Raw genomic sequence first — 16,929 nt, forward strand, 5'->3', positions numbered from 1 at the left:
TGGGGTCTGTACGGCTCAGCGCGGCTGCATCCGCAAGGCCCCGTCCATGCGGATCACTTCGCCGTTTATGTAGTCGTGGTCGATGATGGACAGGGCCAGTTGAGCGAATTCTTCTGGGCGTGCGAGGCGCTGGGGGAACGGCACGCCTGCGGCCAGTCCCTCCCGGATTTCCGGTGTAACAGTGGCCATCATTGGTGTTTCGACCACCCCCGGGGCAATGGCGTTCACCCGAATACCGTGTGTGGCCAGGTCACGCGCCGCCGGCAGGGTCATCCCGGCGATGCCTGCCTTGGATGTCGCGTAGGCCACCTGCCCTACTTGTCCCTCATAGGCAGCGATGGAAGCAGTATTGATGATGACGCCACGTTGGCCTTGGGCATCTGGCTCTGTCTTCTGTATTTCCGCTGCGGCTATTGCCAGAACGTTGAAGGACCCGATCAGGTTGACTTCGAGCACTTTCGTGAAAAGCGATAGATCGTGTGGGCCGTTCCGGCCAAGGATACGGGCCATAGGCAGGATCCCTGCACAGTTTATGTCCACGCGAAGCGGCAAATGTGCTGCGGCACGTCGAACGGCTTGCCTTACGGCTTCAGGGTCCGTCACGTCAGCTGCCAGATAGGTGACGCCTTCGACCGGCTGTGCATCTTCCAGAGACTTCGCCAGGTCAATGGCAAGTACTTGGACGTTTTGCGCGGCCAAAGCTCGTGCGGTGGCCGCTCCCAGCCCGGATGCCCCGCCGGTAACGATGGCTGAAGTGTTGTGGATGTCCATGAGTTTTTCTCCTCTCGGCTACGTCTCTTGATCAGGCGTTTGCCCAGACGTCGGAAGTCAGTGTTCGGCAGGGGTTAGACGAAGGCAGAAATACCGGTGACTGCTCGACCAACGAGCAGACTATTAATTTCATAGCTGCCCTCGTAGGAGTAGATCGCCTCGGCGTCGGCAAAGATTTTCGCCATTTCATAGTCGGTACTGATGCCGTTGCCGCCGAGCATCGCCCTGCCCAGAGCAACCGACTGGCGCATCCTGTCACTGCAGCTCGCTTTGGCCAGAGCGGCGTGGTCCATTGTGAGATTTCCACTGTCTTGAAGCCGCGCCATCTGAATCATCAGGCCAAGGACATGGTTGCGTTGGCTATGATCTTGGCGAGCTGGCCTTGGATGATCTGGAACGAGGCGATCGGTTTTCCGAACTGGTGCCTTTTCAGGGCGTATGCCCTGGCAACGTCGAATGCTGCGAACTGCTGTCCAACGGCCTGCCAACTGACCCAGATTCGGGAGTTACGAAGCAGGACGTTGGTGTCCTTGAAGGATTTCGTTCCAGGCAACCAGTTTGAATACGGGATCCGGACGTCTTCGAGGGTAATGTCTGCGTTTTGAACGATGCGCACCGCCGTCTTGTTCTCAGAGACCGGCCACCGGGCCGCCACAGCTCAAACCTGAGGAACGCTCAAACAACTACCGACCCACGTACCTAGGAAGCAGGGGCTCGATCCGGGACCACTGATCATCACTTAGTAGAGCTGTTCGTGACACCCCTCAAGGGTTCCAGTCAGCACCCCGCACATTTAGGAGACACGCCCTAGGCCCCCGGAACTGCGCGGCGGGATGCGCAGGCGTGCCTCTACAGTTTCAGTCCAGGAGAGTGGTTTCGGCTGCTGCCTCGGCAGCAACGTTCGGGCTTGATGCGGCGCTCTGGTTGGTGCTGCCTCTGACCACCAGCTCGTACGGGAAGTCAACGCGCCGGGACGGCAGGCCGGGCGAGTGGATGCGGTCCAGCAGGAGCCGAACTCCCGCCCGTGCCATCTCACGGCTGGGTTGGCGCACGGTGGTCAGGTTGAATGATTCCCACGCCGCCATCTCGACGTCGTCGTATCCGATGACCCAGCAGTCTTGCGGGGCGTTCAGCCGGCTGGCGCGCAGGGCATCGATGGCACCGAATGCCATATAGTCATTACCGCAAAAAACAGCTTGCGGTCGGTCCGCCATCACCAGCAGCCTAGTCATGATTTCTGCAGTCAGGTCGTGGGAGAACTCGCCGTGGAACTGTAACGTGCTGGGTACGGCGTGTCCCGAGTCAGCCATTCTTCCCAGGAATCCAATGCCGCGGTCCCGCGATGTGCTCGCCTTTTGAGGGCCACCAATGAAGGCTACCCGGGACTTTCCGTGGCTCAGGAGGTAATCGGCCACCGCGGCGCCGCCGCTGACGTTGCTGCTGGTCACCTGATCACAGTCCAAGCCTTTGACCACGCGGTTGATGAGGACGATGGGGCTGTTTCTTTCCACTGCCGCCTGCAATTCAACGGAGTCCTCAGTCGCGGTCGTGAAGATAACGCCATCGACGGCTCGTTCGCGGATGGCCCGGAGCGCATCATGCCGGCTGCCCCCGCCCGTGTTCCAAATAACTACGCGGAACCTGGCTGTGTCCAGTGCGCGGCTGAGTTCATCAAGGACTTCCGCGTAGAAGGGATTGATCAGGTCGGCGACCACAACACCTACTGTGTTCGTCCTGCGCGTTTTCATGGCCTGGGCTCCGGCGTGGGGCACATAGCCAAGCGTCACCATGGCAGCCTGGACTTTTGCCTTGGTGGCCGGTGAGAGTTTGGCAGAGGAGGACATGACGCGGGAAACCGTCGCTTGGGAGACGCCCGCCAGTTGCGCAACGTCGCGGCTGGTAACCACTTTTCCCGACCTCCTGTAGCTTGGCTTAGTTCTACCGGAGCTAGCTTATACGTATGCACAGCCATCTAGCAGCTGTTGTTTCGTGAAGTGTATACGTATACACTTCCGTGAAGTAGTTACCGATGCCGGGCTGGGCGCTCCACGAGCCGCCCATCGATGAAGATGGAAGTGTTTTGGATGACAGTTGAAACCCTTAAAAGTTCAGTGCCCTCTGTCCTGCTAAAGACGCCGGCCCGGAGCAGCGATATGCGGGGGAGCACGTCTGAAATCCGGGCAACCGTAGAGAGCGTCATCGCTGACATCCGCGAACGCGGCGACGCAGCAGTGCGGGAGTACTCCGAGAAGTTCGACAAGTACGCACCCGAGTCCTTCCGGCTTAGCAAGGAGCAGCTGGACGAGATCATCGCCCGGGTTCCGGAGCAGACCATCGAGGACATCAAGTTCGTCCAGGAGCAGGTCCGGACGATGGCGCAGAAGCAGCTCGAGTCATTGAGTGACTTCGAAATCGAAACCCTGCCGGGTGTTTTCCTCGGCCAGAAGAATGTACCGATCCAGGCTGCCGGCGCCTACATCCCCGGCGGGAAGTACCCGTTGCTGGCCAGCGCGCACATGACCATCGTCACCGCCAAGGTTGCCGGCGTCGAGCGCGTTGCTGCCTGCACCCCCCTTATCCAGGGGGAGGTTCCCGATGCCACCGTTGCCGCCATGCACCTGGCCGGCGCCGACGAGATCTACCTCCTCGGCGGCATCCAGGCCGTGGCGGCCCTCGCCATCGGCACCGAGACCATCAAGCCGGTCAACATGCTGGCCGGGCCCGGCAACGCCTTCGTCGCCGAGGCAAAGCGCCAGCTCTTCGGCGAAGTCGGCATCGACCTCTTCGCCGGCCCCACCGAAGTCCTGATCGTCGCCGACGAGCACGCTGACCCGTTCATCGTCGCAGTGGACCTGCTGTCCCAGGCAGAGCACGGCCCCGATTCACCAGCCGTCCTGATCACCACCAGCGAAGAACTCGGCCGTAAAGTCATCGAGCACATCGACACAATCCTCGTGGACATTCCCACCCGCGACTACGCCGGTGCCGCATGGCGGGACTGGGGCGCCGTCCACGTGGTCGAAACCCTCGACGACGCCTACGCCCTGGGAGACGAGTACGCCTACGAACACGTACAGATCCTCACCGAAAACCCCCGCGAAGCGCTGGAGAAGATGCACGACTACGGCGCACTGTTCCTGGGCGAAGGAACCTGCGTCTCGTACGGAGACAAGGTCATCGGCACCAACCACGTGCTGCCCACCCGCGGCGCCGCCCGCTACACAGGCGGCCTCTGGGTCGGCAAGTACCTGCGCACCGTCACCTACCAGGAAGTGACCAACACCGAATCCAGCGCCTTCTTCGGTGAACTCTGCGGACGCGCCTCCCGGGTAGAACGGTTCGAAGGACACGCACGCTCCGGCGACGTACGCGCCGCGAAGTACCGCGGAACCAGCCTGCCTTGGTCCGACCACACCTTCGACAACTAAAGGAATACCGGTGCCCGACTTCCGCCTGGACGGCAAGAAAGCACTGGTCACCGGAGCAGCCGGCGGACTCGGCAAAGCCATCGCCGATGGCCTTGCCGAGTCCGGCGCTACGGTCTACGGAACCAGCCGCGACGCCACAAGTGCCCGCCAGATCACCGAACGGTACGGAACCCCGTGCCTTGCCGTTGACCTGGGTGACACCACAAGCATCCGCGACTTCGTCGATATCTTGATGCCCTTGAGCGGTGGAATTGACCTGCTCGTCAACAACGCCGGGCTCAACGTACCCAAACCCGCCCTGGAATTGACTGAGCGGGACTGGGACAGCGTCTTCGACACGAACCTCAAAGGCAGCTTTTTCCTGACCACAGCCTTGGCGCAACACTGGGTAGATCGAGGATCCCCCGCAGCGGTGGTCAACATCGCCTCACAGGCAGGAATCGTTGGTATTGAGGAACGGGCAGCATACGGCACCAGCAAGGCCGGGTTGATCCACCTGACGAAGATCCTCGCCCTTGAATGGGCGCCGTCAGGGATCCGCGTGAACGCTGTCGCACCAACATTCGTCCGCACGGAACTCACCGCATCCAGCCTCAGCAGGCCCGAATGGGCTGCGGAGTTGCTGTCGAGGATCCCGATCGGTCGATTCGGGGAACCCGAGGACATCACTGGTGCCGTTACGTTCCTGCTCAGCGATGCTGCGTCGCTGATCACCGGCCATACCATCGCCATTGACGGCGGATACACCATCCGCTGAACAATTGAGGAGCCTTCAAGGAAGAAAGCTTGCAGCGTCACCGGAACAGCTCATATCCCCCCGTCTTACTGCTGGAGACAGCTCCCAGGTATGGAGCCCCTTAAGACGAGTAAGTGTGCGTGGCCTCGTTTCCGTGGACAGGCCTCCGATCGGCGTGCCCTAAGGCTATTTCATCGTCTGAGCGTGCAGCCCGAGAGTATGACCGAAGAAAGCGCGGGCCCCAGAGGCTACTCAAGCATTTTCCTGACGGGTCCCGCGAGCAGTGAACCCATGTTATTTGCATGGTTGTGGATTCCCGCCGGGCAGGTTAGACAGACGAAAGAGAATGATCGTGACACGTATTGGCATTGTGGCCGAGTTAGGCCAGGAGACGATGGTGGCGGCGACGCCCACCACGGTGAAGCAGTTGCTGGGGTTGGGCTACAAGGTCGTGGTCGAAAAGGGCGCAGGTGAGTCGGCGTCCTTCCGTGACGAGGCCTACGCCGAAGCAGGCGCACTGATCGTTGGGGCTGATGAGGCCTGGGGCAGCGACGTCGTGCTGCGCATTAATCCGCCCAGTGAGGAGGAGATTTATCGACTGGCTACGGGCGCGACATTGATTGGCTCACTGAGTCCGGGGTTGCGGCCGGAGCTGGTGGACGCGTTGGCGGCGCGTCCGATCACGGCGTTGGCTTTGGATGCGGTGCCGCGGATTTCACGGGCGCAGTCGATGGATGTGCTGAGCTCGATGGCTAACATTGCCGGTTACCGTGCTGTGATTGAGGCGGCGCATGAATTTGGCCGGTTTTTCACGGGCCAAGTGACCGCGGCGGGCAAGGTCCCGCCGGCTAAGGTGCTGGTTGCCGGGGCCGGTGTCGCGGGCTTGGCGGCGATCGGGGCGGCGTCCAGCCTGGGCGCAATTGTGCGTGCCACGGACCCGCGGCCTGAAGTCGCAGATCAGGTGAAGTCGATCGGCGGGACCTACCTCAAGGTTGAGGTGGGGGAGGAGATGGAGTCCTCCGACGGGTACGCCAAGGCCACCTCCGAGGCCTATAACGCCCGTGCCGCCGAAATGTACACGGAGCAGGCGGCAGATGTCGACATCATTATCACCACGGCACTGATCCCGGGGCGCCCGGCGCCGAAGCTGCTCACCGCCGAGGACGTCGCGGGTATGAAGCCGGGCAGCGTGATCGTGGACATGGCCGCCGGGCAGGGCGGAAACGTCGAAGGTTCGGTCGCGGGGGAACGGATCGTTACCGATAACGGTGTGGTGATCCTGGGCTACACGGATCTTCCGGCGCGGCTCCCGGCCCAGGCGTCCCAGCTGTACGGGACGAACCTGCTGAACCTCCTCAAGCTCCTCACCCCGGACAAGGACGGGGTCCTGCGGATCGACTTCGACGACGTGGTGCAGCGCTCCGTGACGGTGGTTCGCGAAGGTGAGAAGACCTGGCCACCGCCACCGGTCCGAGTCTCCGCCGCACCCGCAGTGAAGACCGACGCCGAAACGGCCGCCAAAAGTACGGCACCGAAAAAGAAACAGGGCCTCAGCCCCGCCGGCAAGGCAGGACTCTTCGCCGCGGGCATCGCCGCGCTGTTCCTGGTCAACGCGGTCGCCCCGGCGCCGCTGCCGCAGCACTTCACTGTGCTGATGCTCTCGGTCGTGGTCGGGTTCTATGTGATCGGGAAAGTCCACCACGCCCTGCACACCCCGCTGATGTCGGTCACGAACGCGATCTCCGGGATCATCGTCGTCGGTGCCCTGCTGCAGGTCACCTCCGACAACATTGTTATGCAGGTCCTCGCCACCGTCGCTGTGCTGCTGGCCAGCATTAACATTTTCGGCGGCTTCGCCGTGACCCGGCGCATGCTCGCCATGTTCTCGGCCGGGAAGGCACGTTCATGAGCGCCGTCACCCCCACAGCAGCAGCAACACTTACGAGGAGCTTTACCGTGACTGACCCCGTCTCCGGTCCTTTGACCGCCGACTCTATTGCGGGGGCGGCCTACATCGTCGCGGCCCTGCTGTTCATCCTGTCGCTCGCCGGGCTGAGCAAGCACGAGAAGGCCCGCGCCGGGGTCATCTACGGCATCACCGGGATGGTCATCGCCCTCGCCGCGACCATCTGGCTGACCCTCCAGGATGCCTGGGGGACCGGCCACGCCCTGACCGGCCTGGTCCTGCTCATCGCCGCGGTGCTCGTCGGCGGGGCCATCGGGCTCTGGCGTGCCCGAGTGGTCGAAATGACCGGCATGCCGGAACTGATCGCGCTGCTGCACAGCTTTGTTGGTCTCGCCGCGGTCCTGGTGGGCTGGAACGGGCACCTCGAAGCCCCGGCCCTGTCATCCGGGCTCATGGCCATCCATCATGCCGAGGTGTTCATCGGCGTGTTCATCGGAGCGGTGACCTTCACCGGATCGATCGTGGCGTTCCTGAAACTCTCGGCCCGGATGAAGTCCACGCCTTTGATGCTGCCGGGCAAGAACGCGATCAACCTCGGCGCCCTTGCCTCGTTCGTGGTCCTGACCGTCTGGTATGTCAACGACTCCCAGCTCTGGCTCCTGATCATTGTTACCCTCCTGGCCCTGGGGCTTGGCTGGCACCTGGTGGCTTCCATCGGCGGCGGCGACATGCCCGTTGTTGTCTCCATGCTCAACAGCTACTCCGGCTGGGCAGCCGCAGCCGCGGGCTTCCTGCTGAACAACGACCTTCTCATCATCACCGGCGCCCTCGTCGGCTCCTCCGGCGCCTACCTGTCCTACATCATGTGCAAGGCCATGAACCGGTCCTTCATCTCCGTGATCGCCGGCGGCTTCGGGATCGCCGCCCCCACCGGAGCGGACAAAGAATACGGCGAGCACCGCGAAATCACCGCACAGGCCACCGCCGACATGCTGACCAACGCCTCGTCCGTGGTCATCACCCCCGGCTACGGCATGGCCGTCGCGCAGGCCCAGTACCCCGTCGCTGAACTCGCCCACCAACTACGAGAGAAGGGCGTAAACGTCAGATTCGGGATCCACCCCGTCGCAGGGCGCCTCCCAGGGCACATGAACGTCCTCCTCGCCGAAGCCAAAGTCCCCTATGACATCGTTCTCGAAATGGACGAAATCAACGACGACCTGAACGGCACCTCCGTGGTCCTGGTCATCGGCGCCAACGACACCGTCAACCCCGCCGCCGCTGAAGACCCAGGCAGCCCCATCGCCGGCATGCCCGTCCTGCGGGTCTGGGAGGCAGAAAATGTGGTGGTGTTCAAACGCTCCATGGCCGCCGGCTACGCCGGCGTCCAAAACCCGCTATTCTTCCGCGACAACTCCCAGATGCTCTTCGGCGACGCCAAACAACGCGTCGAAGACATCCTCCGAGCCTTTTGACAGAAGACCAATGCAGTTAAGAACCGGGACACCAAGGTCACGTCTGGCCCTCGGGTCTTAAAGCAAGACATTTTAGTAGGGAATTCGAGAGAGGAGAACAGGCCATGCCCCGTCCTCGAATCTTGGCCATTCAGCAGGCGTTCCCACCCAAGCGCGCCGGAACGGACACACGGAGCAGAGAAAGAACGAACAGTCCACGAGGCCATCAACATCGATGAATTTTTCGCGTCCCCTTGGATTGGACTGCACTACCACTACGAATTAATGCTCCACTACAGCCACGAACTCTTGGAACAGCATCACAAGAAATGAGTGATGGCTCAGGCGGGAGGAGCCTCTGCGGTCATATTGCTCCGGTCCGAAGATTGGCCGCAAATGTTCCACCCGCCTCGTTCCTGCGTGGCCGAGCACGCACGCATCTGACTCAAGGAGTCCGGGGAGAAAACGCCACGAAATGACTGCATGAGAGGCGCCCTCTCCAGGCACCCCCGCCTGTTTCAACTGGCATGCCCGGTTATTCATCGGCCGGGAGTAGCCCAGAATCGGAGGACGATAGTTCCGTTGATGGTCCGAGGTCTTCCGAGCGTGAGTCCTGCCGAAGCTGCCAGCCGCCTTATCGTTACATCGTGAGATTCAGAAGAACGCGTCAAGACCAGGGAGCCCGTCGGGCGCCCCGTGCAGACACCTTCAGATCGCGTGACTTAGTTGATGTTCTTCGGCCGGGTTTAGGACCTTGGTTGAAGGAAGAAGGGTTCAAGCGACTGGGCAGCAATGCCTGGACTCGGCCATGGGCTGATGATCACCTCATCATTGCCGTCCAATGCGGCCAAAGCGGCTGGGATACTCGCGCAGGCAACCGATTCGTAGTCGAGTTCGAGCAATCAAGGACGCCGGAACGCGCAACCGGCTTTAATCGGGTCCGTTTATGGCCCCTCCTTGATGAGCTTAGGCGGCGAGAGGCGCTCCAGATCATCAGCCAAGTCGCCGTCACGTTGCCGCCTCCAGATGAGCAGTTCCTATCCCAACTTCCCCCCGACGTGCGAGAGCACTACCTTCGATCGTTTGCACCAACTTCCGCAACAACCGACTCAAGCGATGTTTGGTTCGCATACTACGACGAACATGACGCGGCGATCTGGACGGAGTTTCTCGGCCGCGTCTTGGGACCGGCCCTTCAGGAGTTTCTCGATCGTCCGACACGGTAACCGCTCCGCCGGTCGCGGTCTCCCGTTGTCCGAGACTCGTGAGCGGCTGCTATGTATTGGGCTAGCTGGCGGCTGAGCTGGTGGCGTGGCGTTCGATGGTCGTGGGGGAGTATCCAAGTGTCTCGGCGATGATGGCGACGGGGGGCGAGTTTGGTGAGTTCGTGGAGTGTTCCGAGCCGCGCGGCGCGGGTACTGAAGATCCGGGTCAGGCGTTGGGTTAGGTGGCCGGGGTGGATGTGTTTTCCTGGGGATCGTCCGGTGAAGACCCAGTTGCTGTTGGGATGTGCGGCGGTGAGGCCATGCGTCGGGTTCTCTGCCAGCTCCCGCCACGGCTCATCCAACAGGTTTGGCAGCGATGTTTATTGATCCGAGCTGGACCGTGACGAGTTCTTCGGTGACCGTCACGTCTTCCCAGGCGAGCTGGGCAATGCGTTCGGCCTGTTGCCCGAAGACGAGGATCGCGGCGGCCTGATCGCGTGCCTCGATTTGACCGCCGGCGTTGAGCACGCGGTTCAATGCTTCGGCCTGCCCTGTCTTATCGAGTTTGGCGCTGGTTCCACGAGGATGCGAGATGATAGTCAGCCCTGCAGGAGCGGCCTTGGCCTTGATGGCCCATTTCAGGAAGTGTTCGGCGATCCGCCTGGTGGTGGGTCCTTCTGCTTGCCAGAGGTCGAGATGAGCTTGGGTCAGCCCGTCGAGGCTGGAGCCGTTGTCGGTGAGCCAGTTAGGCATAGCCAACCTTGAAGGCCACCGAGTCGCGGAACAGGGGCAGCCAGCGCTTGGTGCCGGCCGCGTATTCTCGGTCGATGAGATCGTCGATGTGATCGAAGAGCCGTTGCAGTTCTGCCTTGGTGAATGACCGCCGCTGCGCCGGCACCGCCTTGTCGGTAGTGTGCCTGGGCATGTTCCACTCGAAGCAGATTTGGCTTGGCAATCGCCGAATGTGCGTTCGCAGAACTCGCCCCAACCATAACCAGGGTGCGTCAGGTAGGAGCAGAACATCACCACGGCGTTGCTGTACGAGCGCAGCGTTTTCAGGCTGATGGGCTTCTCGCCGGACCGCAGATCAGCCAGGAAATCCTCAATGTCCGCCGGGCGCCATTGCCACGGAAACTCACCTGTGAACTTCTGAAACCGTTCCAGCAGCCGGCAGCGCTGTTTGATGGTTTCGGTCGTGAGGGCTCGCGCGAGCATCTGTGCGCGCCAGCCGTCCAGCATCGCAGTGAAAACCCGTTCGTCGGCCTGGAACAGCCCGATGTCTTGATCAACCAGCATCCGCGGGACGAAACCATTCACCGCAACCCCTAAACCGTGGAAACATGCATTAGATGCAGGAAACCTATAGCTTTCGCGGTGAACCGCGGTGAACGCGGCAAATCCGGCTAGCTTCAACGTGATTCGATTCGAAGGAAAAGCTGCTCCTGACCTGCGCAAACGTTGAATACGTCGGGAGGCGGGAGTTCTCGCAGCTACTTCTTCTACTCCCGTTGCTAACGCCGATAATGGTGATTCCGTCAACCTATGGCGACGTCCGGTTGTGGCAAAACTGCGGCACGGTGGGGACGGCTTACTCCCGTTTCTCAGTGGCGGCACTGGGGCGTCAGTGGGGGAGGAGGCCGGAGAATCCGTGATTTTGGAAGACGAGTGGGTCTGTGCGACTGCCGGTGCTGAGGCCGAGGACTCGGGCCAGGACGAAGGCGTGGTCCCCGATGGGCGTAACGTTCTCGATTTGGCATTCCATGGTTGCGACGGCGCCTGTGACCAGTGGGGCACCGTAGGTCCCGTGGGTCCAGAAGGGGTCGGCGAAGCGGTCGGCTTCCTTCTTACCCAGTTTGCGGCAGAAGCCTGCCTGTGCGGATCCCAGTGTGCTGATGCCGAGCACGGTGGCTTTATTGAGCTGTGGCCAGGTGGAGGACTCGTGGCCGACGAAGAAGCCGACCAGGCAGGGGTTTGCGGAGATGAAGACGAATGATCCGATGATCATGGCGGCGCGTTCACCGGTAAGTTCAGGCTGTCCGGCGACGACGGTGACGCTGGTGGGCACCCTGGACATGACGTCCCGCACGTGGGTCGGGTCGATGGTGCCGGGCCGTTCGGTAACGGTAGTCATGGCTGCCCCCTTCGGTTATCGCTGTGACGGAATGTAGTAGAGCTGGTGGGGGTCGATCCACACTTCGTATCCGTCGAGTTTGTCGATGAGGATGCGTGAGTCGACGCCTTCGGGTGAGAGCCAGAGCATCCGGGAGTCCGGGGTGGCTTCTTCGACGCGTGCGGTTCTGACGTAGGTGCCGTTTCGGCGGATTTCCACTGTTGCTGTGGGGAGGCGGAACCAGTCATCGACCCTGAAGGACCGTGCTGGCTGGGATGTGGAGGTTCTGTGTTCGATCGGGTAGGACCCGGCGGCTGCATGGGCGGTTGGTGCGTTCATCGCGGTTCCTTTAGGTGGTGGCGGTGGCGGGCTGGGTTGGGTTCAGGTGCCACCGACCGCCGGGGAGCGTCGCCGGTGGCACCTGGGAGGGGTTGGGCGGTGGAGAGGCCTTGCTGTTGTTTTAGGCGACGGGTTGGGTGTTCGCGACTGGTGCGGGTGTTTGGTCTTTTTTGCGGGTGGTGGTCAGGATTCCTGCGGTGTATTCGGAGAGCCAGCCAAGGCAGGCGCCGGCAATCAGGGCCAGGCAGGTGCCGGCTGCGTCGAAGGTGGTGCCGAAGTAGGCGGCGCATCCGGCAAACGCTCCTGGGATGAAGCCCAGGACGCTCCAACGGGCCTGGACGCACATGGCGAAGGCTGCGATGGCGACGGAGATTCCGAGCGCACCGGGGATGGGGAGGTTCGCCGCTGCCCAGAGGATGACGGCGCCCCATAGGACTCCTGAGAGGTTGGCGGGCATGGTCTTGAGGAGCCCGGCGCGTTTCCCGCCGGCGGCGAAGAAGCATGCCCAGGAGAGGAAGCCGACCCAGGTGATAAGGCCAAGGGGTGTGCTGAATTGGGTCCAGAGGCCGGCGAGGATCCCGGCGGTGATTCCGATGATGATGAGGGGCTTCATTGGTGGTTCCTTAGGGTCAAAATGGCGTCATTGTCTTTTTGAAAAGGAAAGCTAGGGGAGGTGCACGCTTCTCAGCGCGCACAGAATGCGGGAGCGTTTGATCATTTTGGAGGGGTGAACGTGGTTCTATGGCCCCGGCCGGGGGCCGGGGCCATAGAACAGGGTGTTAGAGGTGGGTCAGGGCGAGGTCTGCGGGGTCGGCGCTTTCGGGGGCGGCTGGTGTGTTTTCGACCGGTTCGCGGTGGAATTCTCCGTTTTTCATTACGGCGGTGATTTTGGTGATGTCCTGGAGGATGGTGATGTCTTCGAGCGGGTTGCCGTCGACCAGGATGAGGTCGGCGTAGAATCCGGGCAGGACCTTGCCGAGCTCGTTGGGCTTTTGGAACAGTTCTCCGCCGAGGGCGGTGGCGGCGATGATGGTCTCCATTTCCGTGTAGCCGAAGAGCTTGACGAAGTGCTCCAGGTCCCGTGCGTAGGTGCCGTGGGGGGTCCAGGCGAAGCCGTAGTCTCCGCCTGGCAGGACGCGGATGCCGCGGCGGCGCATTTCCTGCATGCCTTTGATGGCGACTTCGAGTTCGTGGACGTAGCCGGCCTTTTCGGCGTCTTCGTGGGAGTAGCCGAAGGCTTCGGCGTCGTTGATGGTGGCGACGAGCCAGTTGATGGCTGGGGCGACGAAGACCCGGTCCTTGGCGGCTTCGAGCAGGTCCATGCCTTCGTCGTCGATGTAGGAGGCGTGGTAGATCATGTCCACGCCGGTCTTGATCGAGATGATCACGGAGTCGCGGCTGCGGGCGTGGGTGCAGACGCGCACGTGACGGCGGTGGGCTTCATCGACGGCGACCTGGAGTTCTTCTTCGGTGATGTAGGTGTCGGTGGCGGCCTGCGTCCCGGTGATTTCCTCGCCGGAGATGCTGAGTTTGATCTGGTCCACGCCCAGGCCGATGGTTTCACGGACGACTTTGCGCATCTCCTCGACCCCGTCGGCGACCTGGGTGATGCCAGGGACGAGCTCGCCGGCGGTCGTGGCGATTTCCTGCCCGTTGGCCAGGTACCTGGGGCCCGGGACGTCACCTGCGTTGATGGCGTTGCGGACGACGACGTCGAGGCGTTTCTTGGCGCTGGCGGCGCCGAAGCACATCGTATAGCCGTAGTCGATGTAGGTTTTCGCGGAGCGGATGGAATGCAGGAGGTGCTCCTCAACATGCATGGTGCCCAGTGCGTCCAGGGACCCGTTGTTCCAGGTGAAGTGGGTGTGCGCGTCGCACAGGCCCGACATCAGGGTCTGTCCTCGGCCGTCGATGATCTTGGCGCCCTCTCGGGGCAAGTTCCCGGAACCGGGGCGGACGTCGGTGATGCGCTCATCGACAATGAGCACTTCGCCCAGGAAGGGCTGGGCGCCGGTGCTGTCAAGGATGTTGACGTTGGTGAAGAGGGTTTTCGACATGACTTCGTTGTCCTTATCTTGAGGTGGAGACGGTGCGGGGGTTGTTATGGTGTTTTGCGGATCTGCATGGTGATGGTCTGCTGGCGGCGTGACTGGCAGCCGGGGCTGGCGATACTGCACGCGCACGTCTTCTTCATGTCTGGCTTGAGTGTCGTGGTGGTCAGGAAGTCGACGACGGCGGCCGTGACGAAGTCCGGCGCCTCGGGTACCGTCCAGTGGCCGGTTTCGGGTGCGATCAGAAGTTCGGCGCTGCCCAGTTCTGCGGACATGGCTTCGTTGGAGGCCGGGGTGCTGACTTTGTCCTCGCTGCCGGTCAGGAGCAGGACCTTGGATCGGATTGCGGTCAGGTCCGGGTTGGTGGCGGCGGCCAGGGCTTCGCAGGCCTGGGCGTACGCTTCGGGGTCCTGGCCAAGGAGAAGTTCACGGACGAACGGGCGGACCAGAGGGTTTCCTAGGGCTGCGTAGTCGGCGGTGGCGGCGTTGGCGATGGTGTCTGCCACAGCCGCCATGCCCTTCGCCCGGACGAGGGCTGCGCGTGCCCGGGTGGCGTCCTTGGCCGCCTGCGACTGCTCGCGGACGGGGCCGAGCAGGACGATTTCCTGGACCAGGTCGGGCCGGGTTGACGCCAGTTGCTGGACGATGAGGGTTCCCATCGAGTGGCCGACGAGGTGTGCCCGGCCCGAGGCGGTCCGGGATTCGATGACCAGGGCCAGTTCGGCGGCCAGGGATTCCAGGCTCAGTTCCCTGTCCCTGGGCGAGCGTCCGTGTCCGGCGAAGTCGTAGCGGGTGACCCTGAACCGTTCGGCAAGTGAGGCGACGAGGGGTTCGTAAAAGCTGGTGGTGCCGCCGAGACCGTGGACCAGGACAACATCGTCCCCGGTGCCTGTGGTCTCGACGAAGAGGTGCTTCGTTCCGACTTCTGTCAGTCCTGCGGGGAGGGTTGCGGTGCTCATCGTCCTTCTCCGATCCGGTTCCTCAGTGTGCCGAGCTTGCTGATGCTGATTTCGACGACGTCTCCGCTGGTCAGGAACCGAGGCGGGGTGAAGCCGATGCCGACACCGACCGGGGTGCCGGTCGCGATGATGTCGCCAGGCTGCAGGGTGATGCCGGCGCTGATCGTTTCGATGATCGTGGGAATGTCGAAGATCAGGTCTGCGGTCGTGGCCTTTTGCCGGGTTTCGCCGTTGACGGTGCAGTGCAGGTCTAGCGGCGCGTCACCGACCTCGTCCCGCGTGACCGCCCACGGACCCATCGGGCAGTGGGTGTCCAGGCTCTTGCCCAGGAACCACTGCTTGTGGTCTTTCTGCAGGTCGCGGGCGGTGACGTCGTTGATGATTGTGTAACCCCAGACATGGTCCAGGGCATCGCCCTTGCTGATACCACGGCCGCCTGTACCGATGATGACGCCGAGCTCGGCTTCGTAGTCGAGTTCTGAGGTCACCCCGGTGTGCGGGTCAACGTCCGCGCCGGTGCCGATGACCGTGGAGGGCGCCTTGGTGAACACCACCGGGTATTCCGGCTGGGCTGTGGCGCTTGCAGTTGCGTCGTAGCCGGAGTTGGCGAATTCCTTGGCGTGTTCAACGTAGTTGCGGCCCACACAGAAAATATTCCGGCGGGGGAGCGGAATGGGAGCCAGCAGATCAACGTCCGCCACGGGGATTGCTTCGCCGGTCACGGAGGCGAGCTCGTTAGCTGCCTCGGCCCAGTGGTCGATGAGTGAGAGCAGGTCCTGCCCGCCCGGCACGGCAGTCACCGCCGAGACGTCATCGTTCAGGACTCCGGTCTGCTGAACTCCGTGGCGGCGGAAGGTAACGAGTTTCAAGATGATCTCCCTTGATCGATTATCGATAATTGATGAGAACGACTCTACATGCTTCGTGACCGGCGTCACAACCGATTATCGATAATTTTTTAGGAAGGTGCTTCGCGGGGAGAAGGAAGGGAGTCTATCCCTGAGGAAGGATGGAGTACTCGTGCTGGTGCTCGATAACGAGCTTGGTGCAGAGATCCGGTGTGCCGCTCTCGAAGGCTTCCAAGATCGGGACGTGGGCTTCGGCCGCTTCGTGCAGGGCGACGTGGCCGCGGACGACGGTGGCCATGGTGCGGGCCTCGACATGAAGGGAGTCCCAGATCTCCAGCATCAGCCGGTTATCGGTCGCAACCACAACAGCCCTGTGAAAGTCCGTACTGTATTTGGCGATGCCATGGGCATCGTTCGTCAACGCGGCCTCACGCATGCCGGCCAGCGCCTCCCGCAATGGCGAGGGGTCAGCGTGCAGTGCCGGATAGGCTGCCGCCGCCGCTGTTCCCTCCAGCGCGAGGCGGACAAAGTAGACCTCCGCGAGGTCATCCTGCGAGGCTGACCGGACGAACGTGCCGCGGCGGGGGATGTTTTCGACCAGCCGGGTTGACGACAGTTGCCGCAGCGCTTCACGGACCGGCGCCTGGCTGACGCCGAACTCCTTTGCGAGCTGGAGCTCCACGAGACGCATCCCGGGAGGATATGTACCATCAACGACGCGGTCCACAATCGTACGCTTGACCTTTTCCGAAAGGCTCTCGTTCTCAAACGCTGCTGACCCCGCCATAAACCCAGTCTTTCACACCGATTATGGATACTCGATAATCAGCGGGATAGGAGCATTGCGCTGTCCGCACGAATTAGCGCCGTGGATGGGCTAATGTGCTCGTCGGGCTTCTTATGTCGCCCTGGCCCGGGACAATGCTCCGCCGTGAGCCAAGCTCGCAGACGTGAAAAGCCTTCTTAAAGGGGGCCACCATCACATGGATGGACAGAATCGGGAACGGACTACTTGTAGTCTCGTAGCCCCTTCGGAGCCCCTCTCCGTGCTCATGACAAAGAGCCGATAACCGCGATTCTGTAAAGCAATGGTCGTGCAGACCATGGCACATCGACGGTGCA

Annotated in this window: 16 protein-coding genes and 1 pseudogene; 5 read left to right on the plus strand and 12 right to left on the minus strand. The window is 62.1% G+C overall.

Going from position 1 to position 16,929, the window contains the following annotated elements:
• Positions 1-15: 15 nt before the first annotated feature.
• From QRN04_RS14680 to QRN04_RS14690, 3 genes and pseudogenes are all read right to left on the minus strand, one after another.
• Positions 16-771 (minus strand): SDR family NAD(P)-dependent oxidoreductase, encoded by a 756-nt coding sequence (locus QRN04_RS14680; protein ID WP_284976762.1) that lies wholly within the window; start codon positions 769-771, stop codon positions 16-18.
• 74 nt (positions 772-845) lie between these two features.
• Positions 846-1,402: pseudogene (locus tag QRN04_RS14685) on the minus strand (acyl-CoA dehydrogenase family protein); the annotation flags it as partial.
• A gap of 226 nt (positions 1,403-1,628) precedes the next feature.
• Positions 1,629-2,678 carry a LacI family DNA-binding transcriptional regulator gene (locus QRN04_RS14690; RefSeq protein WP_284976763.1) on the minus strand — a complete coding sequence of 350 codons (1,050 nt, stop codon included), beginning with the start codon at positions 2,676-2,678 and terminating at the stop codon, positions 1,629-1,631.
• Between the two features lie 177 nt (positions 2,679-2,855).
• Here QRN04_RS14690 and hisD point away from each other — a divergent pair, with 177 nt between their 5' ends.
• The 4 genes from hisD to pntB all read left to right on the plus strand — a co-directional run bounded on the left by hisD (position 2,856) and on the right by pntB (position 8,316).
• Positions 2,856-4,199, plus strand: coding sequence for a histidinol dehydrogenase (gene hisD / locus QRN04_RS14695; RefSeq protein WP_284976764.1), 1,344 nt, complete (start codon positions 2,856-2,858; stop codon positions 4,197-4,199).
• 10 nt (positions 4,200-4,209) lie between these two features.
• The gene (locus QRN04_RS14700; protein WP_284976765.1) at positions 4,210-4,956 is read left to right on the plus strand and encodes an SDR family NAD(P)-dependent oxidoreductase; all 747 of its coding nucleotides are present in this window, start codon (positions 4,210-4,212) and stop codon (positions 4,954-4,956) included.
• A 331-nt stretch (positions 4,957-5,287) separates the two neighbouring features.
• Positions 5,288-6,844 carry a Re/Si-specific NAD(P)(+) transhydrogenase subunit alpha gene (locus QRN04_RS14705; protein WP_284976766.1) on the plus strand — a complete coding sequence of 519 codons (1,557 nt, stop codon included), beginning with the start codon at positions 5,288-5,290 and terminating at the stop codon, positions 6,842-6,844.
• Positions 6,841-8,316: a Re/Si-specific NAD(P)(+) transhydrogenase subunit beta gene (gene pntB, locus QRN04_RS14710; RefSeq protein WP_284976767.1), complete on the plus strand. Its 1,476-nt coding sequence runs from the start codon at positions 6,841-6,843 to the stop codon at positions 8,314-8,316. The genes QRN04_RS14705 and pntB overlap by 4 nt, the downstream gene beginning before the upstream one ends.
• Before the next feature lie 1,538 nt (positions 8,317-9,854).
• Here the strand turns inward: pntB and QRN04_RS14715 are convergent.
• Entirely contained in the window at positions 9,855-10,253 is a 399-nt protein-coding gene (locus tag QRN04_RS14715) for a hypothetical protein (protein WP_284976768.1), read from the minus strand.
• The gene (locus tag QRN04_RS14720) at positions 10,246-10,425 is read right to left on the minus strand and encodes a hypothetical protein (protein WP_284976769.1); all 180 of its coding nucleotides are present in this window, start codon (positions 10,423-10,425) and stop codon (positions 10,246-10,248) included. Before QRN04_RS14720 ends, QRN04_RS14715 begins: the two co-directional genes overlap by 8 nt.
• Positions 10,426-10,448: 23 nt before the next feature.
• Here QRN04_RS14720 and QRN04_RS14725 point away from each other — a divergent pair, with 23 nt between their 5' ends.
• Positions 10,449-10,829, plus strand: a complete 381-nt coding sequence (locus QRN04_RS14725; protein ID WP_284976770.1) for a hypothetical protein — start codon at positions 10,449-10,451, stop codon at positions 10,827-10,829.
• Between the two features lie 292 nt (positions 10,830-11,121).
• On the opposite strand, the gene QRN04_RS14730 is transcribed toward QRN04_RS14725, so the two are convergent.
• From QRN04_RS14730 to QRN04_RS14760, 7 genes are all read right to left on the minus strand, one after another.
• Positions 11,122-11,631 carry a flavin reductase family protein gene (locus tag QRN04_RS14730; RefSeq protein WP_284976771.1) on the minus strand — a complete coding sequence of 170 codons (510 nt, stop codon included), beginning with the start codon at positions 11,629-11,631 and terminating at the stop codon, positions 11,122-11,124.
• A gap of 15 nt (positions 11,632-11,646) precedes the next feature.
• On the minus strand, positions 11,647-11,949 hold the full coding sequence (locus QRN04_RS14735) for a hypothetical protein (RefSeq protein ID WP_284976772.1): 303 nt from the start codon (positions 11,947-11,949) through the stop codon (positions 11,647-11,649).
• 121 nt (positions 11,950-12,070) lie between these two features.
• On the minus strand, positions 12,071-12,562 hold the full coding sequence (locus tag QRN04_RS14740) for a DUF1097 domain-containing protein (protein WP_284976773.1): 492 nt from the start codon (positions 12,560-12,562) through the stop codon (positions 12,071-12,073).
• 166 nt (positions 12,563-12,728) lie between these two features.
• A complete protein-coding gene (locus QRN04_RS14745; protein WP_284976774.1) occupies positions 12,729-14,006 on the minus strand; it encodes a metal-dependent hydrolase family protein in 1,278 nt (425 codons plus the stop codon).
• A gap of 44 nt (positions 14,007-14,050) precedes the next feature.
• On the minus strand, positions 14,051-14,959 hold the full coding sequence (locus QRN04_RS14750) for an alpha/beta fold hydrolase (protein ID WP_284976775.1): 909 nt from the start codon (positions 14,957-14,959) through the stop codon (positions 14,051-14,053).
• On the minus strand, positions 14,956-15,828 hold the full coding sequence (locus QRN04_RS14755) for a fumarylacetoacetate hydrolase family protein (protein ID WP_284976776.1): 873 nt from the start codon (positions 15,826-15,828) through the stop codon (positions 14,956-14,958). The genes QRN04_RS14750 and QRN04_RS14755 overlap by 4 nt, the downstream gene beginning before the upstream one ends.
• A gap of 124 nt (positions 15,829-15,952) precedes the next feature.
• Entirely contained in the window at positions 15,953-16,594 is a 642-nt protein-coding gene (locus QRN04_RS14760; protein ID WP_284976777.1) for a GntR family transcriptional regulator, read from the minus strand.
• Between the last annotated feature and the right edge of the window lie 335 nt (positions 16,595-16,929).

The organism is Arthrobacter sp. efr-133-TYG-104, from assembly GCF_030208915.1.
Taxonomy (GTDB): domain Bacteria; phylum Actinomycetota; class Actinomycetes; order Actinomycetales; family Micrococcaceae; genus Arthrobacter.